This is a genomic window from Blautia sp. LMAG:89 (assembly GCF_008679485.1).
In the GTDB taxonomy this organism is placed as follows: Bacteria; Bacillota; Clostridia; order Lachnospirales; family Lachnospiraceae; genus Blautia_A; species Blautia_A fusiformis.
This window is the reverse complement of sequence record NZ_NANC01000012.1, coordinates 555,802-579,478: the sequence shown is the minus strand read 5'-3', so window position 1 is coordinate 579,478 and position 23,677 is coordinate 555,802. Positions and strand designations below refer to the sequence as shown.

General features: G+C 38.8%; 28 protein-coding genes. 17 read left to right on the top strand and 11 right to left on the bottom strand.

Features of this window, described 5'->3' with window-relative positions; all coding sequences use genetic code 11:
• Positions 1-414: a sigma factor-like helix-turn-helix DNA-binding protein gene (locus CCC70_RS15935; protein WP_055054171.1), complete on the top strand. Its 414-nt coding sequence runs from the start codon at positions 1-3 to the stop codon at positions 412-414.
• Positions 415-559: 145 nt separating this feature from the next.
• Here the strand turns inward: CCC70_RS15935 and CCC70_RS15930 are convergent, their stop codons facing one another.
• Both CCC70_RS15930 and CCC70_RS15925 read right to left on the bottom strand, forming a co-directional pair.
• Positions 560-1,924: a sensor histidine kinase gene (locus CCC70_RS15930; RefSeq protein WP_270400979.1), complete on the bottom strand. Its 1,365-nt coding sequence runs from the start codon at positions 1,922-1,924 to the stop codon at positions 560-562.
• Positions 1,925-1,928: 4 nt separating this feature from the next.
• The gene (locus CCC70_RS15925) at positions 1,929-2,630 is read right to left on the bottom strand and encodes a response regulator transcription factor (protein ID WP_287085231.1); all 702 of its coding nucleotides are present in this window, start codon (positions 2,628-2,630) and stop codon (positions 1,929-1,931) included.
• Between the two features lie 142 nt (positions 2,631-2,772).
• Here CCC70_RS15925 and CCC70_RS15920 point away from each other — a divergent pair, with 142 nt between their 5' ends.
• The 7 genes from CCC70_RS15920 (at position 2,773) to CCC70_RS15890 (ending at position 10,436) form a co-directional block, all read left to right on the top strand.
• Positions 2,773-3,537, top strand: coding sequence for an ABC transporter ATP-binding protein (locus CCC70_RS15920; RefSeq protein WP_287085230.1), 765 nt, complete (start codon positions 2,773-2,775; stop codon positions 3,535-3,537).
• The gene (locus CCC70_RS15915) at positions 3,534-4,259 is read left to right on the top strand and encodes an ABC transporter permease (RefSeq protein WP_287085229.1); all 726 of its coding nucleotides are present in this window, start codon (positions 3,534-3,536) and stop codon (positions 4,257-4,259) included. Before CCC70_RS15920 ends, CCC70_RS15915 begins: the two co-directional genes overlap by 4 nt.
• Positions 4,260-4,275: 16 nt before the next feature.
• Positions 4,276-5,046: an ABC transporter permease gene (locus tag CCC70_RS15910; RefSeq protein WP_287085228.1), complete on the top strand. Its 771-nt coding sequence runs from the start codon at positions 4,276-4,278 to the stop codon at positions 5,044-5,046.
• Positions 5,047-5,050: 4 nt separating this feature from the next.
• Positions 5,051-5,209 carry a hypothetical protein gene (locus CCC70_RS15905; protein WP_171030307.1) on the top strand — a complete coding sequence of 53 codons (159 nt, stop codon included), beginning with the start codon at positions 5,051-5,053 and terminating at the stop codon, positions 5,207-5,209.
• A gap of 692 nt (positions 5,210-5,901) precedes the next feature.
• A complete protein-coding gene (locus CCC70_RS15900) occupies positions 5,902-8,004 on the top strand; it encodes a penicillin-binding transpeptidase domain-containing protein (RefSeq protein ID WP_287085227.1) in 2,103 nt (700 codons plus the stop codon).
• A gap of 40 nt (positions 8,005-8,044) precedes the next feature.
• The gene (locus CCC70_RS15895) at positions 8,045-9,202 is read left to right on the top strand and encodes a DUF6070 family protein (protein ID WP_287085226.1); all 1,158 of its coding nucleotides are present in this window, start codon (positions 8,045-8,047) and stop codon (positions 9,200-9,202) included.
• On the top strand, positions 9,189-10,436 hold the full coding sequence (locus tag CCC70_RS15890) for a DUF6070 family protein (RefSeq protein ID WP_117628249.1): 1,248 nt from the start codon (positions 9,189-9,191) through the stop codon (positions 10,434-10,436). Before CCC70_RS15895 ends, CCC70_RS15890 begins: the two co-directional genes overlap by 14 nt.
• Positions 10,437-10,463: 27 nt before the next feature.
• On the opposite strand, the gene CCC70_RS15885 is transcribed toward CCC70_RS15890, so the two are convergent.
• Together CCC70_RS15885 and CCC70_RS15880 are read right to left on the bottom strand one after the other, a co-directional pair.
• Positions 10,464-12,260: a BlaR1 family beta-lactam sensor/signal transducer gene (locus CCC70_RS15885; RefSeq protein ID WP_117628248.1), complete on the bottom strand. Its 1,797-nt coding sequence runs from the start codon at positions 12,258-12,260 to the stop codon at positions 10,464-10,466.
• A 10-nt stretch (positions 12,261-12,270) separates the two neighbouring features.
• The gene (locus CCC70_RS15880) at positions 12,271-12,645 is read right to left on the bottom strand and encodes a BlaI/MecI/CopY family transcriptional regulator (protein ID WP_092073165.1); all 375 of its coding nucleotides are present in this window, start codon (positions 12,643-12,645) and stop codon (positions 12,271-12,273) included.
• A 118-nt stretch (positions 12,646-12,763) separates the two neighbouring features.
• Here CCC70_RS15880 and CCC70_RS15875 point away from each other — a divergent pair, with 118 nt between their 5' ends.
• Complete coding sequence (locus tag CCC70_RS15875) at positions 12,764-13,177, top strand: winged helix-turn-helix domain-containing protein (protein WP_005426519.1); 414 nt, start codon at positions 12,764-12,766, stop codon at positions 13,175-13,177.
• Positions 13,178-13,200: 23 nt separating this feature from the next.
• Here CCC70_RS15875 and CCC70_RS15870 read toward each other — a convergent pair whose 3' ends face one another.
• Together CCC70_RS15870 and CCC70_RS15865 are read right to left on the bottom strand one after the other, a co-directional pair.
• The gene (locus CCC70_RS15870) at positions 13,201-14,580 is read right to left on the bottom strand and encodes a relaxase/mobilization nuclease domain-containing protein (protein ID WP_287085225.1); all 1,380 of its coding nucleotides are present in this window, start codon (positions 14,578-14,580) and stop codon (positions 13,201-13,203) included.
• The gene (locus CCC70_RS15865) at positions 14,529-14,870 is read right to left on the bottom strand and encodes a plasmid mobilization protein (protein WP_005426517.1); all 342 of its coding nucleotides are present in this window, start codon (positions 14,868-14,870) and stop codon (positions 14,529-14,531) included. The genes CCC70_RS15870 and CCC70_RS15865 overlap by 52 nt, the downstream gene beginning before the upstream one ends.
• Positions 14,871-15,270: 400 nt before the next feature.
• Here CCC70_RS15865 and CCC70_RS15860 point away from each other — a divergent pair, with 400 nt between their 5' ends.
• Positions 15,271-15,630, top strand: a complete 360-nt coding sequence (locus tag CCC70_RS15860) for an MmcQ/YjbR family DNA-binding protein (protein WP_008703804.1) — start codon at positions 15,271-15,273, stop codon at positions 15,628-15,630.
• A gap of 53 nt (positions 15,631-15,683) precedes the next feature.
• Here the strand turns inward: CCC70_RS15860 and CCC70_RS15855 are convergent, their stop codons facing one another.
• From CCC70_RS15855 to CCC70_RS15845, 3 genes are all read right to left on the bottom strand, one after another.
• Positions 15,684-16,022: a type II toxin-antitoxin system RelE/ParE family toxin gene (locus CCC70_RS15855; RefSeq protein ID WP_019162149.1), complete on the bottom strand. Its 339-nt coding sequence runs from the start codon at positions 16,020-16,022 to the stop codon at positions 15,684-15,686.
• Complete coding sequence (locus tag CCC70_RS15850) at positions 16,009-16,182, bottom strand: hypothetical protein (protein ID WP_005426514.1); 174 nt, start codon at positions 16,180-16,182, stop codon at positions 16,009-16,011. The genes CCC70_RS15855 and CCC70_RS15850 overlap by 14 nt, the downstream gene beginning before the upstream one ends.
• 94 nt (positions 16,183-16,276) lie before the next feature.
• Complete coding sequence (locus CCC70_RS15845; protein ID WP_015541275.1) at positions 16,277-16,540, bottom strand: helix-turn-helix domain-containing protein; 264 nt, start codon at positions 16,538-16,540, stop codon at positions 16,277-16,279.
• A gap of 171 nt (positions 16,541-16,711) precedes the next feature.
• Here CCC70_RS15845 and CCC70_RS15840 point away from each other — a divergent pair, with 171 nt between their 5' ends.
• The gene (locus CCC70_RS15840; protein WP_005426510.1) at positions 16,712-17,047 is read left to right on the top strand and encodes a hypothetical protein; all 336 of its coding nucleotides are present in this window, start codon (positions 16,712-16,714) and stop codon (positions 17,045-17,047) included.
• Positions 17,048-17,110: 63 nt separating this feature from the next.
• On the opposite strand, the gene CCC70_RS15835 is transcribed toward CCC70_RS15840, so the two are convergent.
• Entirely contained in the window at positions 17,111-17,470 is a 360-nt protein-coding gene (locus CCC70_RS15835; RefSeq protein WP_015524620.1) for a helix-turn-helix domain-containing protein, read from the bottom strand.
• A 662-nt stretch (positions 17,471-18,132) separates the two neighbouring features.
• On the opposite strand from CCC70_RS15835, the gene CCC70_RS15830 reads away from it, so the two are divergent.
• From CCC70_RS15830 to CCC70_RS15805, 6 genes are all read left to right on the top strand, one after another.
• Positions 18,133-18,501: a sigma-70 family RNA polymerase sigma factor gene (locus CCC70_RS15830; protein WP_330577243.1), complete on the top strand. Its 369-nt coding sequence runs from the start codon at positions 18,133-18,135 to the stop codon at positions 18,499-18,501.
• 56 nt (positions 18,502-18,557) lie between these two features.
• Positions 18,558-18,830, top strand: a complete 273-nt coding sequence (locus CCC70_RS15825; RefSeq protein ID WP_015541278.1) for a helix-turn-helix domain-containing protein — start codon at positions 18,558-18,560, stop codon at positions 18,828-18,830.
• A 424-nt stretch (positions 18,831-19,254) separates the two neighbouring features.
• The gene (locus tag CCC70_RS15820) at positions 19,255-19,476 is read left to right on the top strand and encodes an excisionase (RefSeq protein WP_021650362.1); all 222 of its coding nucleotides are present in this window, start codon (positions 19,255-19,257) and stop codon (positions 19,474-19,476) included.
• A 104-nt stretch (positions 19,477-19,580) separates the two neighbouring features.
• Entirely contained in the window at positions 19,581-20,795 is a 1,215-nt protein-coding gene (locus CCC70_RS15815; protein WP_022214379.1) for a site-specific integrase, read from the top strand.
• A gap of 215 nt (positions 20,796-21,010) precedes the next feature.
• Entirely contained in the window at positions 21,011-21,481 is a 471-nt protein-coding gene (locus CCC70_RS15810; RefSeq protein WP_287085224.1) for a low molecular weight protein-tyrosine-phosphatase, read from the top strand.
• Positions 21,482-21,787: 306 nt separating this feature from the next.
• Positions 21,788-22,720 (top strand): DUF5688 family protein, encoded by a 933-nt coding sequence (locus tag CCC70_RS15805; protein WP_278635539.1) that lies wholly within the window; start codon positions 21,788-21,790, stop codon positions 22,718-22,720.
• Between the two features lie 161 nt (positions 22,721-22,881).
• On the opposite strand, the gene CCC70_RS15800 is transcribed toward CCC70_RS15805, so the two are convergent.
• Positions 22,882-23,676, bottom strand: a complete 795-nt coding sequence (locus CCC70_RS15800; RefSeq protein WP_021977269.1) for an ABC transporter ATP-binding protein — start codon at positions 23,674-23,676, stop codon at positions 22,882-22,884.
• Between the last annotated feature and the right edge of the window lies 1 nt (position 23,677).

Below are 23,677 nucleotides of genomic sequence, written 5' to 3'. Positions count from 1 at the left end.
ATGAAGAAAATTAACCTTCGGGAACTTTATCCTGATGTTTATACAACAGACTTTTTTGTAGATGTGACAGAGGAAGTAATGGAGACTATTCGAGCAGCTGAACGTGCGGAGGCTGCGTATGAGCGAAAGATGTATCGTTATAAAGCACAGTATTCTCTGGATTGCGAGAATGGCATTGAAAATGCGGTGCTATTGAAGCCGCAAACACCGGAGATGCTTCTGGAGGAAAAACAGTTTCAGGAGCAGGTCTATGCCGCTGTGATGAAGCTGCCGGAGAAACAGGCAAAGCGCATTTATGCCCGATACTATCTGGGAATGGCGGTAAACGAAATTGCCGAAGTAGAAGGTGTAGACCCAAGCCGTGTCCGAGACAGTATCCGCCGTGGATTAAAGCAGCTTGTAAAATATTTTTGATAAAATTTCATTTGATGAGCCTGTTTTTTGTCAGTGTTAATAAGAAGGTTATACCGATTTGAAGTGCGCTTATTAAGAAAACGCCAGATCCAGGGGCGTAGCACCTCTGCATCTGGCGTTTTCTTATAGATTTGTACTTGCCTGTTTATCCGATATACGGGAATATTAAAGTGGCTTCACACCCTTTCGGGAAAACATTAGTAAGTTTGAAAGTGCCGTTATGAGCTATGGCGACTTGTTGGACAATCAGCAATCCAAGCCCATGTCTTAAATCAAGCCGTCCATCTGTGCTTTCCATATAATGCGGTTTTTCTTCCAGCTCTTGCAGCTTTTCAGCAGGCAGACCCATTCCGTTATCCGTAACCGCCAAGATAAGATGGTTTTGCGATGCTGTAAGAGAAATGCAGACTTCACAGCCCTGTGGGTTGTGTTTCATGCTGTTCTGGACAAGGTTGTTTACAGCTCGCGAAATCAATCTGGCATCACATTCCAACACAGCATTTTCGGCGTCAGGAGTGATCTTAATTCCGATGTTGTAGCTATCGGAAATTCCTGTATTCAACAGGTCTGCTACATAGGATCGCAGTAGTTTGGATAAGCGAACCATCTCTTTATGAAGCGGCTGCATCTCATATTCCAACTGCGATACTAAATTCAAATCCTGCACGAGTTCTTTGATTTTGGCGCTTTGCTTTTGCACGATCACAGCCTGCTCTTTTACCCCCTCACTGGCTGTTTTGTCTGCGGCGATCCGGTCTGCATAGCCCATAATCATAGAAAGCGGAGTTCGGATGTCATGAGAGACCCCGCTGATCCAGTTGGCTCTGGCTTCGTTTTGCCTGCTTAATATCAGAGAGGCTTTATTTACGCTGTTCGCAATTTCGGATAACTCTCTATCAATATGGAGAGAAACGGGTTTGCCATCGGCCAATGTTTCAATGGCATCTACAATCGGTTCCGTGTTCTGGATGATCCTGCGTTTTGAAAAATAGTAGGCCAAAAACAGGCACAGCACATCCATGCCCAACATTCCTATCACATAGAGGGGAATTTTCTGAATAGTCTCCATGGAATAGTAGTTGCTGGTGAGCTTCATATAGCTATTCTTTGGATACCCTAAAACTAACAATCCATCCTCTGTACTCCAGACAAAAACAGGATAATCCTCCAGATAGCCTTTGGAAAATAAAGCTACCTCTTGAATGCTGTAATGTTGCGGCACTTCTTGTGGCACATCGAGCCGCCAGAAGCATTCGCCCGTTGACGTTAGATACATGGCCCAGATATTGTACTGGCGCAATTTCTGCTCTGCGTAATCGGGCAAACCTTCTGTGGTAGCCGCAGTAGAGGTCAGCTCAAGCATGGCGCGCGGGGACGCTTCTCCGTAATCCTCTGAAACTGTGTGATAGAAAGTCACGCCATACAGAACGACATTGACAATTACCAGGATCAAAAGAAATGCAGCGAAAGACGCCAAGTGCTTTGAAATATAGGTTCCAAAAGATTTCATGGCGTCACTTCCTTGTAATCAGTTTATAACCCAGCCCCTTGATCGTAATCAGGGAAACGGGCTTTGAGGGATCGGCTTCAATTTTTTCCCGAATCCGCCGTACATGGGCATTCAGGCTATTTTCATAGCCGAAAGGATTGTCGCCCCATAATGCTTCACAAAGAGCGTCAACCGTAACGATCTTTCCCTCGTTGCGGGCCAGCGTTTCCAGCAGGGTATGCTCTTTTGCGGTCAGGGGGATAATCTCGCCGCCCTTGTTGACCTCTGCCCGGCTAAAATCAATCGTACATCCATCCAGGAAAACCCGCGGGCTGTCCTCTTTATAAGTTCGGCGCAAAACCGCATAGACACGCAGTAATAGCTCCTGCGGCATAAACGGCTTTGAAATATAATCGTCTGCTCCAAGGCCAAGACCGGCCAACTTGTCTGCTGCTTTGTCTTTTGCGGTCAGAAAGATGATTGGCACATTTGTAAAAGTGCGGAGCTGCTTCATCAGGGAAAAGCCGTCCCCATCTGGCAGCATGACATCCAAAACCATCAAGTCGGGTTTTTCTTTTTCTGCCGTTATTATAGCCTCTTTTACCGTTGCGGCAGTAAGTACCGTTTCAAAACCAGCATCGCTTAAAATATCGGATACCATTTTCAGCAAATCTGGCTCATCGTCTACAAGCAAGAGCTTCTTCCGATGCAGAAAAGAGTTGTCCATAGCGTCACCTCCCGAAAGTATTATAACATAGGATTTCAAGTCTGCGGAGGGCATCCTCAAAAAGTAAGGTAAAAGTAAGGACGGGAGAATGTAGATGTCAGGTTGAAGTTGTACCATAGAAGCATCGAAAGGAGATGTTTCTATGGACTATATCATTACAACGGAACATTTGACCAAGAAATATAAGAACTTCACTTCGGTCAATCATGTTTCGCTTCATATTCGCAAGGGCAGCATTTATGGTTTTCTTGGCCCGAACGGGGCAGGCAAATCCACTACCATGAAAATGCTGTTGGGGTTGACCGCTCCCACAAAAGGCAGCTTTACCATTGATGGGAAACAGTTTCCGCAGGATCGGATTGCCATTCTCAAAGAGATCGGCTCTTTCATCGAAGCGCCATCTTTCTACGCAAATCTCACCGGGCGGGAAAATCTTGACATTATCCGCCGCATTTTGGGACTGCCGAAAGCTGATGTGGAAGATGCTCTGGAACTGGTAGGGCTGACCGAGTTTGGCGACCGGCTGGCAAAACAGTATTCGCTGGGAATGAAGCAACGCTTGGGCCTTGCCGGGGCGCTCTTGGGGCGTCCGCCGATTCTGATTCTGGACGAACCCACAAACGGTCTTGACCCGTCTGGTATCCACGAAATCCGCAATCTGGTAAAATCCTTGCCCAGCCTTTACGACTGCACGGCGCTGATCTCGTCCCATATGCTGTCTGAAATCGAATTGATTGCAGATGACATTGGGATTCTCAACCACGGGAGGCTGCTGTTTGAGGGAAGCATGAATGATCTGCGTCAATACGCCCTGCAATCCGGCTTCGCTGCGGACAATCTGGAAGATGTGTTTCTTTCTATGGTTGAGAAAGATAACATGGACAGAAAGCAGAGGGCAAAATTATGAAAACGCTGGCAATCGAACTTCGGAAAGGAAAGCGAACCGGCGTGATTCCCGTGCTGCTGGCCGTTGGTGTCTTGGGAGCCGCCTACGCATTTGTCAATTTCATTGTGCGGAAAGACACACTTCTGAATTTGCCGCTGGCCCCGATGGATGTCTTGTTGACCCAGCTCTACGGCATGATTATGGTGCTGAATCTGTTCGGTATCGTGGTTGCTACCTGCATGATCTACAACATGGAATTTAAGGGAAGTGCCGTAAAGAAGATGTATATGCTTCCCGTCAGCGTCCCGGCCATGTATCTGTGCAAATTTCTGATTCTGACGGTCATGTTTTTGGTTGCAATCGTGCTGCAAAACCTGGCACTTGCACAGATTGGAATGACGGACTTGCCGGACGGAGCATTTGAGATGGGTACGCTGGTACGCTTTGACGGATACTCTTTTCTCACATCCATGCCGGTACTGTCGTTTATGCTGTTGATTTCCTCGCGCTTTGAAAATATGTGGGTGCCGCTTGGAATTGGTGTTGCCGGTTTTCTGAGTGGTATGGCCTTTGCAAATTCGGGGCTGACGCTTTTGCTGGTGCATCCTTTTGTGATTATTCTGAAACCAGCAGTAGCCATGAGTGCCCAGCCTGATTCGACGGTTGCCCTTGTCGCTTTGGTGGAAACACTGTTGTTCCTTGTTGTGGGCTTGTGGCTGGCGAAGTACAGACGCTACGAGTAAGGAGGGATAATAAGAAATGAGCTTTTTGGATTTACTCAAAATCGAGTTTATGAAAGTAAAACGCTCCAAAATCGTACCCCTGATTTTCATTGCACCTTTATTGGTGGTGGTTTCCGGGGTTGCGAATTTGAGCAACTACTTTACACCGGAATACACCAATGCGTGGCCTGCCATGTTTATTCAAAGTGTGCTTGTTTACGCCTACTATCTGCTTCCATTCAGCATGATCGTGGTTTGCGTGATGATCGCAGGACGAGAAACAGGAAATAACGGGATTCTGAAAATGCTGGCGCTACCGGTCAGCCGCTGCGCATTATCCATTGCCAAATTCTGTGTGCTTACCTTTTATCTGTTTATGGAGATGGTGGTGTTTCTTGTCGTATTTGTAATCGCTGGGCTGATTGCGACACAGACAATGGGAGTAACAGAAACCCTGCCGATCCTATATCTTCTGAAATGGTGCTTGGGGCTGTTTCTGACTATGCTGCCGTGCATTGCGGCTATGTGGGCCATCACTGTGCTGTTTGAAAAACCGCTTCTTTCTGTGGGATTAAATCTGCTGCTTGTGATTCCCGGTGTATTGGTTGCGAATACGCCGCTGTGGATCGCCTACCCGTACTGTTACAGCGGTTATCTCGTTTCCTGCTCTCTCCATGACTTTACAGCAGAAACTTCCGACGCCGCTTTTTCGTTTTCGGTGTTTCCGTTCCTGCCGTGCGCGATTGTAGTGTTTGGCCTGTTTTTCGCGCTGGCTGTCACCCAATTTGGGAAAAAAGAAATGAGGTAAAACTATGGAAAAGAAAAAATTTCAATCAGTTAGTATCGCTGCGCTCATTGTGAGCATCCTACCGCTGGTGGCTCTTGCCCCATCGCTTCTGCACCTTTCGCTGTCGGATGGAGTCCGAACCGCTTGGGCCGGAGCCAATATCGTTTTTGTCCAGTATGTTTAATAGGGTCTGACCCCAATGTCGGGAACTTTGAGAAGTGTTAACAGGTATATATTGGAAGAATTCAGCCAGGGGAACTCTGGCTGATATAAAAACACATCTGCAGAAATAGTGACTGAAGAAATTTTGAGTAGTGGAATTGGGAAGAAGTATTTAGATACTATAATAAAGAGATTAGCTGGCTTGTATACTAACAGAGAGGACATAGTAAACAGATTTGCGTTATTATCAGGGATTGTAGGGAGATTCCGAAGAGCTTTTGTTCAGATGATGAAACAATAGGATTGGTACAGGAAATATATGGAACAAAAGTTAATAAAGGGATTTGTTGCGTTTTCTGCTATAATAATCTGCCAGCAAAGAATGTGTTGTCTGAATATGTTTGTGATTATAAGAAACGAGCAGGGTTATTTCAAAGATCAGCAGATTTAGAGTAGTTCTTTTTTTTCTGAGAGAAAATTAAAAATCGTTTTTGGTTCTTCTGGAGAGTGATTATAGCGTTTGGGAAACATCCGGAGAAACCATTACCTCAGAGTGTCGTAAAGTTCTTTATCAAAGAAGGCTTTGAGATGCCCTTTCTTTTTTATGCAAATCTTTTCTCTTGTCTACATATATAAACCTAAGAAAAAGCTTGACGTTTAAATATTACAAGTGTAATATTTAAGAAAATATGAAAAAAGGAGAAATAAAACTATATGAGAAAAAAGAAAAGAAAAAAACACACGAAGATTATTACAAAAATAGTTTTATTTAGCGGTATATTGATTGGTGGTGGAATCGGTATTGTAACAATAATGAATTGTAATGTTCCTGAAAAAAGACTAATGGAATATATGAAATATATTGAAAAAGGGGAATATGAGCAAATGTATGCCATGCTGGATCAGAAAAAAAGCAGCATGAACAGTAAGGAAGAATTTATAGAACGAAATTCTAAAATATATGAAGGCATTGAGATGTCTGATCTGTCCATAACCGATATTACAGTAAAAAGACAAGAAAACGGAAATGCGGCAGTTTCCTATACAACAAATATGCAGACTGCTGCAGGAAATGTAGAATTTACCAACGATGCGGTATTTTCACATGATTGGACAGGATATCATTTAATCTGGCAGGATCAGTTGATTTTTCCAGAGTTATCTGCAACGGATAAAGTTCAGGTAACGTCAGAAGAGGCAAAGAGAGGAGATATTTTAGACAGAAATGGTCGTCAGTTGGCTGGAGAGGGAACTGCATCTTCGGTAGGAATTGTTCCGGGCAGGATGGAGAACAGAGAAGATACAATAAAAAAACTGGCAGAGTATCTTGGAATTGGAGCAGACGAAATTGAGGATAAGTTAAAAGCCGGTTGGGTAAAAGCAGATTCTTTTGTACCAGTAGCAACAATTCCTAAAATACAAGAGGTCGATCTTTTGACAGTGAATCCGGATAAAACTGTTCTGGAAGAAAAAGAAAAGCAGGACACATTATTGAAGATTCCAGGTATTATGTTATCTGATGTAAAAGTACGAACTTATTATCTAAAAGAAGCTGCCTCTCATCTGGTAGGGTATGTACAGGCGGTTACAGCCGAAGATTTGCAGGAACATAAAGGGGAAGGGTATTGTACAAACAGTGTGATTGGAAAGACTGGACTGGAAACGCTTTATGAAAAAGAACTAAAAGGAACAGATGGGTGTGAAATCTGTATTGTAGATGCAAATGGAAATAAAAAAAATGTTATTGCATATGAGCCTAGAAAAGATGGGGAAGATATCCATACTACGATTGATGGTGATCTTCAAAGTACTCTTTATGAACAATTTAAAGAAGACAGAGGATGTTCTGTAGCTTTGAATCCTTATACAGGGGAAGTATTGGCGTTGGTAAGTACGCCATCTTATGATAATAATGATTTTGTACGTGGAATGGACAACAGCCAGTGGAGTGCATTAAATGAAAATGAAGACAGGCCTTTATACAACCGCTTTCGCCAGACATGGTGTCCTGGCTCAACTTTTAAACCTGTAATTGCTGCAATTGGATTAAAAGTGGGGGCATTTACTGCAAATGACGATTTTGGAAATGAGGGTCTGGCGTGGCAGAAAGATTCCTCGTGGGGAGATTATACAGTGACTACACTTCATGATTATGAACCTGTGATCTTGAAAAATGCGCTTATTTATTCAGATAATATTTATTTTGCAAAAGCAGCATTAAAAATTGGTGCGGATCAACTGATGCAGTCTCTAAATCAAATAGGATTTAATCAGGAACTTCCATTTGATATTAAAATGTCAGAGTCCCAATATTCTAATATGGACAAGATAGAAACAGAAATCCAGCTTGCTGACAGTGGGTATGGACAGGGACAGATTCTGGTAAATCCTTTGCATCTTGCAAGCATTTATACGGCTTTTCTAAATGATGGAAATATGATAAAGCCATATCTTCACGCGGATGGTGGAAGCACTTCCAGTGAAATCTGGATAAAAGATGCTTTTTCACCACAAATTGTTTCGGAGGTTATGGAGGGGTTAGAGGGTGTAGTGAATAACCCGGAAGGAACTGGTTATGGAGCATGCCGGGAAGACATTAGATTAGCAGGAAAAACCGGAACAGCGGAACTGAAAGCTACAAAAGAAGATACATCTGGAACAGAAATTGGCTGGTTTACAGTTTTTACTACAGATAGAGATACAAAGAATCCTATTTTGCTCATCAGTATGGTAGAGAATGTGAAAGATATTGGAGGAAGCGGTTATGTGGTGGAAAAGGATAAGGCGATACTGGATGAATATCTTGGTAATGAATAATTTTTACCTTTAAATATTACAAATGTAAGAGGAAAATGATATGAAAAAAATTTGGAAAATATTTGTGGGAGTTATTTTTCTTGCTGTCTGTAGTGGATGTGGCATAAAGAAAGAGCAGAAAAAGACAATTGAAGATACGAAAGAAAAAATTTACAGAGAGTGTGAAATGCTAGCAGAAGGCTATCGGAACATATATGAGAATGCTGTGAAAGAAAATGCACTATATGAGCTGAGTACAATACAAAAAAGTATGGATTATTTTGGAAAATATGGATATGCAGTAATTGATTCCTACAATCAGCTGGATATGGTTCAAAGTATTAAAGTAGATGATTTTTTGAAAAAAGCAGAAAAAGAGAAAAATGGAAAAACTACTATATTTCAAGTTATAGCAGGGGATCATTTTATCCGGTATGATCTGAAAACCAAACAGGGGAAAATAGACGTTGAAGTAAGCTCTTTTAAATGGAAAGAGGACACTTGGCAGGAAAAATATTATCATGAGTTTAGAGCTAATTCATGGAAATATACAGAAAACGGGTATTTCTTTATGGAAGAATATCATCCGGCTGGATATGATGGACCGTCTGGATATCGGGCCTTTCGGGTAGTGCCGTTAAATAAAAAATGCAGGGAGCTGAATCGAAAATATATACTTCCTTTTGGATATACACTTAATAAATTGTTTACTTCTAATTGGAGTGAAAAAAATTATGATGGAATAAATTTTTATGATGTTTTTGACCGTTTACTTTCAATGGAAGAAAAAACTGATGAATTTAAGGAAGGAAAGACTTATGAAATCCCAAAAGAATCATTTGAAGCGATATTTCAAAAATATTTTAATATAAGCGCAGAGATACTGCAGACAGGAACGGTATTTCACACGGAAACACAGACATATCGGTATCGAACCAGAGGAATCGTATATGATTTTGCTCCCACACCATATATTCCATATCCGGAAGTTGTTTCCTACATAGAAAATCAAGATGGAACAATAACACTGGAAGTAAATGCGGTATGGCCACAAAAAGAATTAGATCAGGCGTTTTGTCATAGCGTAACCATTCGGCTGTTAGATAAAGATAGATTTCAATATGTATCCAATTATGTATCAAGGTCAGAAATAGAGGTTACCTGGTATACGGAAAGATTATCAGACGAAAAGTGGGAGGAATGTTATGGAGATAATTGATATGAGTACAAAAAGAAAACTGAAAAAGATGGTGAGTGTTTTATTTATTTTGGGATGCTTTTTCATAGGAAATACAAAATGTAAAGGGGCTGATTTAGAATATATTTCACAGGAAACTGCGAATTATGCTGTACAAGAAAGAGGATATGATTTGCCAGTAGATGAAGTCGTGAAAGAAGAAGCTATTGAAGATTGTAAGAATGTTATGAATCAGATGAAAGCCATTTATCAAAAGGCGGATAAAGGAACTTCATCGAATGTAGTAGTTTCTGAGACAGTAATGGAAGAAATGCAGGAAGTATTAAAGGAAAAAAATGTCCCTGTTATTACATCAGCGCCGTATTCAAATATGGCTAATTATTCTAAAATGGAAGAATTTCTTTTCAAGGCAGAACAGGATCTGCCAGGAGATATCGTCTTATATAGGATTAACAGGGATGGTGGGATAGAAAGACTCAAATTCAATTATGATGGGACAGATATGTATTTGTTGGCTGTGAAAGTTGTTTGGGGTATGAACGACAATCCATCTATTGTATATGTTTCGTATACAAGGATAGAAGAATGGAAATATACAGAAAAAGGCTGGTTTGGTTATACGCTATGTGTTCCAAAATATCCGGAAGTATCAGAAGCGGTTGATGGCAGTTCTATGATAAGAATTAAACCTTTAAGTGATGAATGCAGGGAAGTTTCAAAGAGGTGTGTGTATTTGCTTGGATATCAGGGGAATAATCTTTTATGTTCTGATTGGGATAGATCTGATATGGAAGGGTTAGATTATAATGGTTTATATGAATATTTATATCGAATGAAATACGGGGAGAGATATGAGTTTTCTGGTAACTCAAGTGGAATTCCGGCAGAAGAGTTTGAAAATCTGATAATGGAGTTTTTGCCGATAACAGCGGAGCAAATTAAAAAATGGGCAGTATTTGATTCGGAACATCAAACTTATGACTGGGAACGATTAGGTTGTTTAAATTATAGCCCTACTTATTTTGGAACATCTTTACCGGAGGTCGTTGAAATAAGAGATAGCGGAGAGGGAAACAATGTGCTGGTTGTTGATGCTGTATGTGATACATTTATATGTAATGATGCCGTTATTACAAGTGAGCTGACTGTTAAGTTCAACGATGATAAGAGTTTTAAATATATGGGGAATAAAATTCTGAATAATGGTACGAAAGAAGTTCCCAAATATCAATATAGAATAAAAAGAAAGAACTGATAACAACTATCAGCCCTTTCATATTTGTTAATTCCATATATGTAATTTTTTTAAGATATTAGAAGTGATTTCAAATGCTTTTTTTCCAGTTGCATTAGAATCACTTTGGATATTGGTTGCAAAATAATAGCTGTTATCGGAAGTTTCTACATATCCGATAAACCAGCCGTTGATATCCTGTCCGTTGACACGACCGGTTCCAGTTTTTCCGTAGAAATTACCATTAGGTGTACTGGCAATTTTTATAGCATTTTTAACAGAAAATACATTTTGGGAATTTAGATGGAATTCATTTGTGTTAAATTTTTTCAATAATGTTACTTGCTCTAAAGGCGAGATTTTTAATGAAAAATCGGACCAGTATAAATCCAGATTTGAACTGGTTGTCTGGTTTCCATATTCTATTTTATTCAAAAATTCCTGGACTCTGTTAATTCCGAGCTGCGAATCAATTGCCTGGAAATACCAGTTAACGGAATTTTGCATAGCAGAGTTTAAATCCTGATCAGCTTCCCAGGATGGAAAAGGAAAGGCATCACCATTCCATGTCATGGAAGAGTGTTCTGGTGTGATGATTCCGGATTCCAACCCTAATAATGCATCGTATATTTTGTAGGTAGACTCTGGCGGAATACGTTTGGTGGCTTCTTCAAGATCGTATATTTTCCAGGAATCCAAATTATTGTCATACAAAACAAATGATCCATCATATGTTCCAAATGTTTCGGATATATCTAACAGGGAGATATTTTTGTCTGTATCACTAAAATGATATACGCTTTGAGTAGAGGCATCAATGGATAAAATGGGTGTACATCCAATAAAAACAGCACTAATGACCAGATAAATTATCAATGCTCTCATTTTTTGATAAAGAGTTTCTTTCCTAAAAACGGCGATGTTGAGAATACGTCGTTTCATCTGCCTGAAATTTCCGGACATTCCAACTGCCAGTGGAGAGGAAAAAGAGGATATTTTTTCTGCAAAATTAATCAGTGTAGTTCCATAAGCTTGGTATTCATCAGCAGAAATCATCTGCAATACAGCAGAATCACAGGCTATTTCACGGTCACAGAGAATTTCTTTTAAAGTGTACCAAACAAAAGGGTTAAACCAGTAGAGTATATTACTTATGACCATGAGGAAGCCAATAAATGTATCTTTGTGACGGTAATGCTGTAATTCGTGTAGCAGCATAAAACGCATATCATCAGGATTCAGTTCGGAAATTAAATGGATGGGAATGTAAATTCTGGGATGTATTATTCCGATTAAAACTGGTGATTTTAAAAATGCAGTACTGTAGACTGATACTGGGTGAGAGATTTTAAGTTCCTTTAAACAATTGTAATAAATAGTTTTTACCTGCTGATTTTGAAGCGGGAGAGCAGATCTTTTTATGGAACGTACATAGTTTAATGAATGAAGGGTGAGGACTGACATAATCATAACACCCGTTATCCATATTAGAAAGAGTATGGTATTCAAGCCTCCAGAAAATTGACTACTGATGGAAACTGAAAAATCATTCACCTGGTTTAACAAAATATTTTGTGTATTACTGGTAAGTTCGGATAGCGTGTCGGTACCAGAGTTAAGTCCTGAGTCAGTTTGAAAAAAATGTAACCATGAAAAAAGTTGTGAGCCATGAATCTGTACAGGAAAAAATGGCACGGCAAGTAATAAAAATAAAAGAAAACAGAGATGGTACTGTGTAGCCGCAGATAAATATTTTTTCAGAAGTTTTTTTGTTCCGATTATTACAAGTGTAAAAATACATATGAAGATATTACTGATTAAAAAGTGGATGATCCAGTTGCTCATTCAAAACCTCCTATTTCTGATGTTTTGATAATAAATGGCGTAAGTTATCAATTTCTGTTGAAGAGAGCTTATCGTCTTCAAGGTAAGAAGCCAGCATAGAAGAAAGATTTCCATTATAATATCGCTTTAAAAAAGAATTGCTTTCCTGGCGTATATATTCATCTTCTTGGACTAATGGAGTATAGACAAATACCCGGCTTTGTTTTTCGTAGGAAAGAGCTTTTTTGGAAACAAGTCTCTTGATAAGAGTTTGAATTGTTTTTGGACTCCAGCTGGTAGTTAGAGTAAGTTTTTCTGTAATTTCATTTGTATTGATGGGAGCATATTTCCATACAATTTTCATAACTTCAAATTCGGCTTCTGAAATTTGGGGTAGTGACATAATAAAATCCTCCTGCTAAATCCTACATATGTAATAAATATATTATATTACTTGTAGAAGAAAAAAGTCAAATGGCAGATGATATATAGAATATAAAATTAATAATGTAGAGGCAATAAAGGTGAAAAAGATAGAAATTATTGAGAGAATCACAGATGCTAATGGAAGCATAAGTGAAAACATATTGACTAGCTGGGAACATAAAAACCAATTCATACCGGAAATTATAAGGTTTGGAGAATTAAAAATATATCTACAGGAACGAATTGTTAAAAAGAATGATAGTGATGTTCATCTTTCAAAATATGAATATGATATTTTACTTCTTTTAGCGAAAAGTCCAGGTAGAATATTTGGAAAAGAAATGGTTTATGATCTGGTATGGAATGAACCTTATTCCGGTGATTATAATGTGGTTATGCGACATATCTGCAATATCAGAGAAAAAATAGAAGATGATCCTGGACAACCATTATATATACAAACAGTACGAGGTGTAGGATATCGGTTTAATGGGAATTTAGGCAGCGAGTGAAATCGCTGCCTATTATTATGGTTTTACAAAGAAAGGAGTTGGTTATGAGAAGATCTTTGTATTTTAGGAGCATCCTGTTTGAGATATTTGGATAGGTTTTGATGTATCAATTCCAACTCTTTTATTTCTTGCTTAAAGGAAACGTATTGAGTATTTAGTGATTCCTTTCTGGAAATAAGATCTGCAATTTGCTCTTGTAACTTATTGGAATTAAGATGTTTCAGGTCTATACCATTTTCCTGTAACATATGTTCAGCACCAGCGAAAAGAATAATTTGAGATTCATATTTACGGAAATAACGATCTGGATCTTTGGAGCTTTTATAATGGTCGTCGTAAATTTTATTTTTCTGATATTGTTCGGCATATTTTAGCATTTCTCGAAGATGGCGTATCTGAGACTCGAGAGAAACAACAGAGGTATTTACCTCTTTTTGCTGCATATGTAACAAGGCTATGCGGTCTTCAAGTTCTGAAAAATTATGTAGATTATGTGTGAACATCTTGTTATATTCAGCAGAGACAATTTTTAAATTTTCCTTATTTGCCCATTTCTGAAGTCCAATGTTTCCTGCTATATTGGGAGTGTTGGTGTCTATTAACTTATTACGAACAGAAGGAACAGTAGTTCTGTGGAGCTTATTATTAATGCGTTCTTTGATACGTTCCTTAGTAAAATTTTTTCCTAAAGATTTAGCACTTCCACGCACTGGATGGGACATATCGGGAGAACGAAAGGTAATGTATTTTCTGCTGTTTTCGCCAAATTCTGCGTTTTTTATTTCATATCCTTTAGCTTCCATAAATGCAAGAAATTCTGAATAAGTGGAAACGATTCGGATTGTCTGGTTGATATCTTTTCGCAGCTGCGCTTTTTTACTGGATTCAGATTTATTTGCAGCCCATTCATTGTATTTCATTCCTTTTTTACCATCTGGCATAATTGTGGACAGGTTATGTTCCTGGCATAAAGTGTCGCTGAGATTTCGTATTTTCCAGTAATTCTTTTTACAGTCATGGTAATGAGAAAAAGTGATGTTATCTGCAGAACAGAAAATTAAATGGTTATGTACATGACCTTTATCAGTGTGTGTTGTCAGAACATAGGAGTATTTTCCCTCCAGTAAGCGATCCGCAAGTTCTTTGCCAATTTGATGGGCTTCTTTATAGGAAACTTCACCAGGGGAAAATGCCTGAATCAGATGAAATGCCTTATTTGTATTGTGCGGATCTCTGCAGTCATGTGTATGATCCAAAGTGTATTTAAAGTCAAGAACGGCTGTTTCGGGAGAGCAGGCAAAGGAAGAAATATATAGATTCTGGTCAGTTTTATCTGGATTGCAGATGTATTCTATTGCTTTATCAACGGTTGTTTTGATACCATGGATTTTTGTAACTGCCATATTTTTTCCATTAACTCCTTTATATCGTCCAGGTCCTTTGGGTAAACTGTATTGGTACTGTTTATACGATGGGTGATCTGATTCAAATTGCTGCTGATATTGCCCAGCAGGGTATTCATTTTTCGGATATGAGAGTAGTCTACTTCATATACAAATCCATATAAGATCATTTTCCGTAGAAAGGCAGATTTGCTTTTCATCCTGGAAAGACGATATTTTTCTTCTAAAATGTATTGTTCGTCATCATTCAAATAAAATTGTACGGGATGAATTCTGGTACGTTTGCTCATTGAAATCCTCCAATTCGTTTTTTTCTATAAAAAAGAGTACAAAAAAACTGTCTAACCAGTTCGGCTATGACAGTTATGGTACTTGGTTTTTTGTTGGTTTGGACAGATGTATCTGTAAGTTATTTTAACAGGACTGGGTGAAAACGTCAAATTAAGAAATTATAAAATATGAGAGGGCCAGGGATACTCCCTGATACATTTTGGTAGAATGAACCGGAAAGGGAATTTGACAAAATGAGCCAGTTGTCATGACACTGGCAGTGCTTGCTTCTTTTGGGGTGTAGCCTGCAAAGCAGGCTATGCAAAAGCTATAAAACATAAATGGAACTGTGAGAAGTGGTTGAGAATATAATCCTGATAGCGTATAATCAGAGCAAGAAATCGTAAGTGAGGGATAAATTTGAAACGTGAGGAAATTTTTCAATATGTGAAAGAGCAATATGGAACGGAACCGGAATATTTATGGAAAAAAGATCCTGATTCTGCGGTGCTTCGACATAAAAATGGAAAATGGTATGCTATAATTATGGCAGTGGAAAAGAAAACACTGGGATTAGAAGAAGATGGAAAAATTAATATCCTGGATGTAAAATGTGATCCTGATCTGGTTGGGATGTTAATTCAAACGTATGGATTTTTACCGGGGTATCATATGAATAAGCGACACTGGATTACGATTCTTTTGGATGAATCTGTCAGTGAAGCTAAGACGCTAGATTTTCTGGATATGAGTTATGATTTAATTGACAGTGGGAAGTAATTAAAATTAAAAAGGAAGCCTTTCAGAAAAATCTCTGATCGGCTCCCAGGTATTCATTCTGGATATGTATAAGTTGATCTTTGCAACAGGATATTTTCCCAATCTCGTTCATGGCGCAACACTCGGAGAATATGAATCTCTTTTGTTTCTTCCATTATAATATAAAAAATAATAGATGGCGGAAAAGATCTTTTATGTATGGAATATCCTCTGTACAGAATTTGAGTTCGGGGAAAGGCAGTACTGAACTGGCCTAAATTCTGCATTTGTTCTTTCAGATCAGATTGAAAACGGTCAGCACGTTGCTGGCCGAATTCTTCTTCAATATAATCTGCAATGTCTGTGACATCGTAAATTGCTTCCCAGGTTAAAATAATTTTATATTCTTGCATTTCTTCGTGCATCCCTTAATTCTGTGATTTTGCGAAAAGCATCTTCCAGTGGCAATTCACGACCAGCTTCCATATCATCAATTCCCCGGTCTAACATGCGGAGAAGATGATTGTTTTCCTGGTTTTTATCGGTTGTAGGGACTTTTTTTGTTAATTCCATGAAATCACTCCAATCATACGGTTTATAAATAGTGTATGTTGTTCAGAAGTATCTATCCATAGTTTAGCATAGAATGGGCAGCAATACAATTGAATTATTTTGCAGGAGCGTCCGTCAGACCAAGAAGATATTCGCAGGAAACATTAAATACTTCGGCCAGTGCGACAACTTCGTAGTCGGGAACGAAACGTGTGCCTTGTTCAATTCGCAGGATTGCCAGATCATTAAAATCATATCCTGCAAGTTGTAATTTGGCAGCGAGTGTTTTCTGAGTAAGATTATGAGCCTTTCGTAATTCTTTTACCCGTTGTCCTATTCTGTTTTTACTGTTCGTTTTTTTATCCCAATAAATAATCATTCTGATCCTCAAAAGTTTCTAAAGATGAAGTATTATTATTGATTTTAAGGAAAAATATTGTTACTATACTTCTAAAGATGAAGTTTTTGGAAAGTTTATTTGATTTTTGAAATAAGAAAATGATAATGCTGCCTGTAATGAGAAATAATTCTAATGAGAGGTGGAAAGAAGATGAATGAATTTTATGAAGCAGTATCGAATTTATTTGAGGAATTGCGCTGTGACTCCGGAGAAAGAGAATATACAGTACAGCCGGAAGAATGGAAAGAAGCAGAGAAGAATTTGAAACAAATACAAAAGAAGCTGCCACTACATCTGGAAAAAATCCCAGAGCGTGAGCAGAATTTCTGGAATAAATATCTGGATCAGTTAGAACATTTCCATTATGAAGAGGAGCAGCGGGCTTATTACCAGGGAATGATGGATGTAGTTGAGTTTCTTATTAATATAGGGGCAATAAAGAAATCCACGAATGTTAAGAGAATGATAGAAAAATATGCACGTTAAGAGTGGCGGTATGGGAAACCATACCGCTTCTTCAGAATAATTCAGATAGAATTCAAATGAATTTCAGGGATCTTGTTTATCGTGGTCTGTAGGAATTTTGTATGTGCGCAGGTATGCTTCTACGATGGCAAGGATAGCGGTAATTTGCTCATCGTTGCATTTTGACAGGTACATGAGCAGGCGTTGATAATCAAGATTATCTGTATGATTGTTTGGATAAAACAATGGTTCAGGAGGAACATTTAAAGCGCGTACCAGTTTTCTGATTTTATGAAAACTGGGAACTCGGCCCCCATTTTCAATTTCCTTTAAATATCGGCTGGACATTTCTGCTTTTTCAGCTAATTCTTCATAAGTCAATTTTTGCTCGTGTCGGGCGTTCTTAAAAAACAATCCCAGTTCTTTATCTGTTTGTTTTGGCATATGATACACCTCCATGTTTAGTGTATAGTTCCCTTTCTTGAAAGAAAATGAACTAATATTTCACTAAAAAAGAGGGTGATATTTCACTTTTTAACCGAATCAAGTAAGTCCCCTGCTTCAATTGCGAAAAGCAATAAGCAGTGGGTGGGGACTTGCTTGTATCAGGAGGAGTGCAAACTCCTTCTGATAAACTGCGGAGCAGTTATTCGGTTATGAGCAAGTAGCGAAGCGGATTGCGAATATCCGCTTGATAAGACATATAAAATTCTGAATTTCCGTAAAACAGATCCGGAGGTATAGGAAAGATTAAGAATTTTATTGTCTGGTATCATATCCGTCATTACGTGACGGATGAAATAGATAAATAGTTCAAAAAAGCAAATAAATTTCTTTACCTCAAAAAGTGAATTATATGCCACAAAAAATGATGGCAAAATATTATCTTTTGATATAAATAGCGTCCGATGGGCTAAAAACTACCCATTAGGACGTTTTTTATATACCTCAAAATACAGGAAAAACAATTTTCTCGTATTTATTAAGAAATTTTTTAAAAATTTCTTCCCACACCCCGACAAATGCACTCATCCGTTTGGGATATGTGTGAAGGGGAAGCAAGAACTTTGCTTATTGCCTACCGGCGGGGAAGGAGGTGAACTCTTATGGAGCAATCCTCTTTTCAAGATGAGCAGACAGTCAGACATCAGTTTGATTCTCTGTGCAAGCTGGCATTGAAAAGTGAAGTTATTAATTATGAAAAGCATATGGCATATCGCCAGAAGTATGAAGTGATGTTGTCAGAATTATCAGAAAAGGAGTTGAACAGACTTTTTATAATGGATGAGCATGAAATGGAAACACATCGTTTTCAGGTCCTGGGTTACGACATAGAAGTCAAAGATGCATTGATTGCTGAAGCACTGCAGACACTTACTGAAAAGAAAAGGAATGTTGTGTTATTATCATATTTTATGGATATGAGTGATGCAGAACATTGCCAGAGAAATGAATCTTGTACGCAGCACAATTAATGAGCATCGTAGACGATCACTGGAACTGATGAGAAAAAATATGGAGGAATCTGCAAATGAAAAAAAGTAAAAAACAGAAATGCGCATTTGATTTGCTGCCATTCCATGTTATTGAGGCAGCATCAACTGGTGATACTGAGGCAATCCAGGCAGTGTTGAAGCATTATGAAGGGTACATAACAGTTTTGGCTACCAGAAAAATGTTTGACGAATTTGGACAGGTGCATTACTGTGTAGATGAAACTCTGCGTCAACGCCTGGAAGCAAAACTGATTACTAAGACCTTGGGATTTGATACGAAATCATATGTAAGGAAAAGTAATCAGTAAAGGGAGTATTTAATATAGATTCCTTTTCCCCTTCAGGAATTTTTGTACCTTGAAAATTGTATATTGTTTTACATACAGGACGTGAAGATATGTAGAGCCACTAGGTAAATCCGCCATGATATATCTGCTCTGTTAATGGAGTAAATACGAGGAAATGCTGAAATATAACATTGAAGTAAAGGTATGGAGCGAGAAGAATTTGACAAAATGTGTAGCAGCTGCACAGGGCGACGAAGCATATCTGTGATAATGATACTTCCAGAAAAAATCTGGTCATATTTAATGACGGTGCAAAACCGATGTGGGCAGAGTACTGAACTGCCACCTGTATTGTAATTTTATCTGCCGATGACAGTGTATAAAATTGTAAATTGTCATGGGCAGATAAAAATGTTTTGTCCAAAGAGAAAAGGAGGAGAGAAGAGTGGCGATTAAAATTGAAAAAGGTAAGATTCCAATTTGGGAAAAATATATGCTTACGGTGGATGAAGCAGTGCAATATTTTGGAATAGGTGAAAAGAAAATAAGGATGCTTATTTCGGAACATCTAAATTCAGAATGTTGCTTTACAGTCCAGGTGGGGTGTAAGTCATTGATTAACCGTAAGAAATTTGAGGCCTTTCTGGATCAGACTACGTCTTTGTAAAAAATATACGAACAATTTAGCACTTTAAAGTGGAAATGTTAGCCCTGGTATGATATAATACCTATATCGTGCTAGGGCTTCTTCGTAGAAAGGGGCGAAGACGTTTGGGTAAAACAAAACGTGACCAAAAACGACGAGATAAAAAAGGTCGAATTTTACGAAACGGAGAAAGTCAGAGAAAAGATGGAAGATATGCGTTTGTATATACAGATTGTTATGGAAAGCAGAAGTTTTTGTATAGTTGGAAATTAGAGCCAACAGATTCTCTGCCAACTGGATGCAGACCATGCTTAGCTCTAAGGGAAAAAGAAAAAAATATCCAAAGAGATTTACATGATGGTATAGTACCTTACGGAGGAAATTTAACAGTTTTGGATTTGGTTCAAAAATATATTGGACAAAAAAAGGGGGTTCGTCATAATACTCAGGCGAACTATGATTTTGTGATCAATATAATAAAAAAAGAAGAATTCGGAACCAGAAGAATAGATAAAATAAAATTGTCGGATGCAAAAGCATGGTTTATTAAGCTGCAAGCAGATGGAAGAGGATACAGTTCCATTCACAGTGTGCGTGGAATTGTAAGACCTGCATTTCAGATGGCAGTTGAAGATGATTTACTGCGCAAGAATCCTTTTGAATTTCAATTATGTACAGTTGTCGTAAATGACAGTGTTACAAGACAGGCAATTACAAAAGAACAGGAAGAGTTATTTCTGGAGTTTATCCGAAATGATGACCATTACTCAAAATACTATAATGGAATGTTTATTTTGTTTAAGACTGGACTTCGTATTTCTGAGTTTTGTGGATTGACAGTGAAAGATATTGATCTTCAGGAGAGAAAAATCAATGTGAATCATCAGCTTCAGAGAACCAGAGGAATGCAGTACGTCATTGAAGATACCAAAACTTCAAGTGGAACACGAATGTTACCGATGACAGATGAAGTTTATGAATGTTTTGAACAGATTGTGAAAAACCGTAAAAAAGTAAGGGTTGAGCCGATTATAGATGGATATAGTCGATTTCTATTCCTGGATAAAAAAGATATGCCTGAGGTAGCACTCCATTGGGAAAAACATTTTCAATGGGCGTTAGGAAAGTATAATCGTACTCATGAGAAACAAATGCCAAAGATCACGCCTCATGTATGCAGGCACACATATTGTTCCAATATGGCGAAAGCTGGAATGAATCCGAAAGCACTCCAATATTTAATGGGACATTCTGATATAGGGGTTACGTTAAATGTATATACGCATCTGGGATTAATTGATGCAAAAGAAGAGATGAATAGGATTGCAAAACTGGCATAGTATGATAAAATAATAGAAAAAAGAATTAAAAATAATCTGATTATAAGGTTCTTAGAAAGCCTGTTTTCCAGGCTGGTTATTACTAAGAAGTTACTAAATTTGGATAAGAAAATATACGAATTTATGCTGTGATATACAGGAAAATGACAGGATTGAAGATTATCGGAAAATGCCTGTAAACAGCGTAAATACAGCATTTCAAGGAGTTTTAAGCAATGATAAGTGTGCTATTTGTCTGCCACGGCAATATCTGCAGATCAACCATGGCCGAGAGTGTTTTTACGCACAAGGTAAAAACGCTCGGCCTTTCAGATCAGTTTTTGATCGACAGTTTTGCAACAAGTACAGAAGAGATTGGGAATCCGCCTCACAGAGGAACAGTGAACAAGCTGAGAGAAGTGGGAATACCACTGGTTCCGCACAGAGCGAAGCAGATTACGTGGGCGGATTATGAAAAATCCGATTATATTATTGGTATGGATTCTGCTAATATGCGTAATCTTAACAGGATGCTGAAGAATGACCCGGAAGAGAAGCTTTATAAGTTTCTGACTTTTGCCGGATCAGGACGGGATATTGCGGATCCTTGGTATACAGGAAATTTTGACGAAACTTATGAAGATATACAGGAAGGTTGTGAGGGATTTCTGGATTATCTGGAGGAACATGGAGAAATCCATTACTGATATTTCGGAATGAGACACAAATCTGAAACAATACAAAAGGTATGACAGCAAAAGGCAGCGGAAGTTGCTTTTTCTGTCGATGAAAACTTCTTTACAAATCTGAAAACTTCTATTATACTTGTCCATACAGCAAGCAACTCAGATTCAGCAGAGAAATCTGCTCTCTGCAATTCTACAGTGGAAGTTCTTTCCACAGAAATATCTAATCATGTTATCAGATCAGAATCATTTTGTGCGTCGTTGTGAGAGCGCACAGGATTTTGTCAGGACATTCGTCCGCTTTGTTTCACAGAAAGGAAATTAAATATGGAAAAAAGTTATGAAACTTTTGTCACGGACCTGAGAAAGCTCCTTCTTGCGGCTATGGATCTGAAGGAAGAAGAAATTTATTTTTCAAACGATGGAGAAAAATATGGCTGTTTGGGAGATAGGCTATTTGTAGAGAGTGGTCATATGGAAAAGGCAAAAACAGTTTGCGGGTTGCATACAGAAGAACTTTATAAAAGGTACTGTCAGGAACATTCTTTTGAAAATATCGTTCATGATTGTGTTGGGGAGATAAAGAAAGTCAGTGAAAATTGTGTGCTATGTGATTTGGATGATCTGAAAGATTATGAGAAGGTAAAAAGCAGACTTTTTATTCGCCTTCTGAATGCAGATAAAAACAGGACTATACTGAAGGAGTTGGTTCATCACAAAATCGGAGATATTGCTTTAGTGGTTTATTATCTTGCAGGAGAAAAAGAGGGATATGTTCTGAGTGCAAAGATCAAGAAAAGCTTTGTGGAGAAATGGGGAAAAGATGCGGATACTGTTTTCGAAGCTGCTCTAATAAATACATATTTTATCAGTCCACCAAGAATCTATCATTGGGAAAAAATGCTGTTTGATAAGACATATGAAGGAGATAATTTCATGGATATCCTTGGAACATACCATCCAAATAAAGGGATTGCCGGGAATTGCCTGAGTACAGAAAAGCGTACTAATGGAGCGGCAGCAATCTTTTTGCCCGGGGTAGCCAGACGTCTTTCTGAACTTCTGGGGTCAGACCTGTATCTGGTTTTTACCAGTGTTCATGAAGTAATGGTCCATAATGCGGATGTGGTTTATCCGGAAGATTTGAAAGAAGTTCTAAGTGATACGCTCGAGAAAGCAACTCCGGAAGAGGATTATCTGACATCTTCCATTTATCGATACAGCAGAAGGAGTGGTGAATTCTCTGTGGAATTGAAATGAGCTAAAGAGAGGTGACATATGGAAGTGCTTTGAGTTTATCGTTATTTGGCATTAGAACAGAAATTAAGGCCGGAATCCATCATAAAGAATGAAATTCCGGCCAGGTTCTTTCCATGTGTTATGCTGTTTGTCTAACTATTATAAAAGTTCTTTTTTGTGGTTTAGCTGAGAAGTGCGGAATCGTTGGAAAATTCTTCACCGCTGGCTTCTTCGAATTTGTCCAGGAGATCTTTGACTGTAAGCTTTTTCTTTTCTTCGCCCTGGATATCCAGAATGATCTTTCCCTCCCACATCATGATCAGACGATTGCCGTGAGTGATTGCATCACGCATGTTATGGGTGATCATCATGGTTGTCAGATGATCGCGGTTTACGATCATGTCTGTGATCTCGAGAACCTTGGCTGCAGTCTTCGGATCAAGAGCAGCAGTGTGCTCATCCAGAAGAAGAAGCTGAGGCTTCTTTAAAGTTGCCATCAGAAGTGTCAATGCCTGACGCTGGCCACCGGAGAGGAGTCCGACTTTGGAAGTGAGCCGGTCCTCAAGACCAAGACCGAGAATCTTCAGGAGTTCGTGGTATTCTTCCCGTTCCTGGCGGGTAATGCCCGGACGGAGAAGGCGGGATTTTCCGCGGCGTTTGGCAAGAGCGAGATTTTCTTCAATTCCCATAGTTGCAGCAGTTCCGGTCATAGGATCCTGGAATACACGGCCAAGATACGCGGCTCTTTTATATTCGGAAAGTTTTGTGACATCGGTTCCACCGATAATGATCTTTCCGGAATCTACAGGCCAGGCACCTGCAACTGCATTCAGCATAGTAGATTTTCCGGCGCCGTTTCCTCCGATGACTGTAACAAAATCACCTTCGTTCAGATGAAGATCCACGCCGTTTAAAGCAACCTTTTCATTGATGGTGCCCGGATTAAATGTTTTATGTATATCGATCAGTTTCAGCATG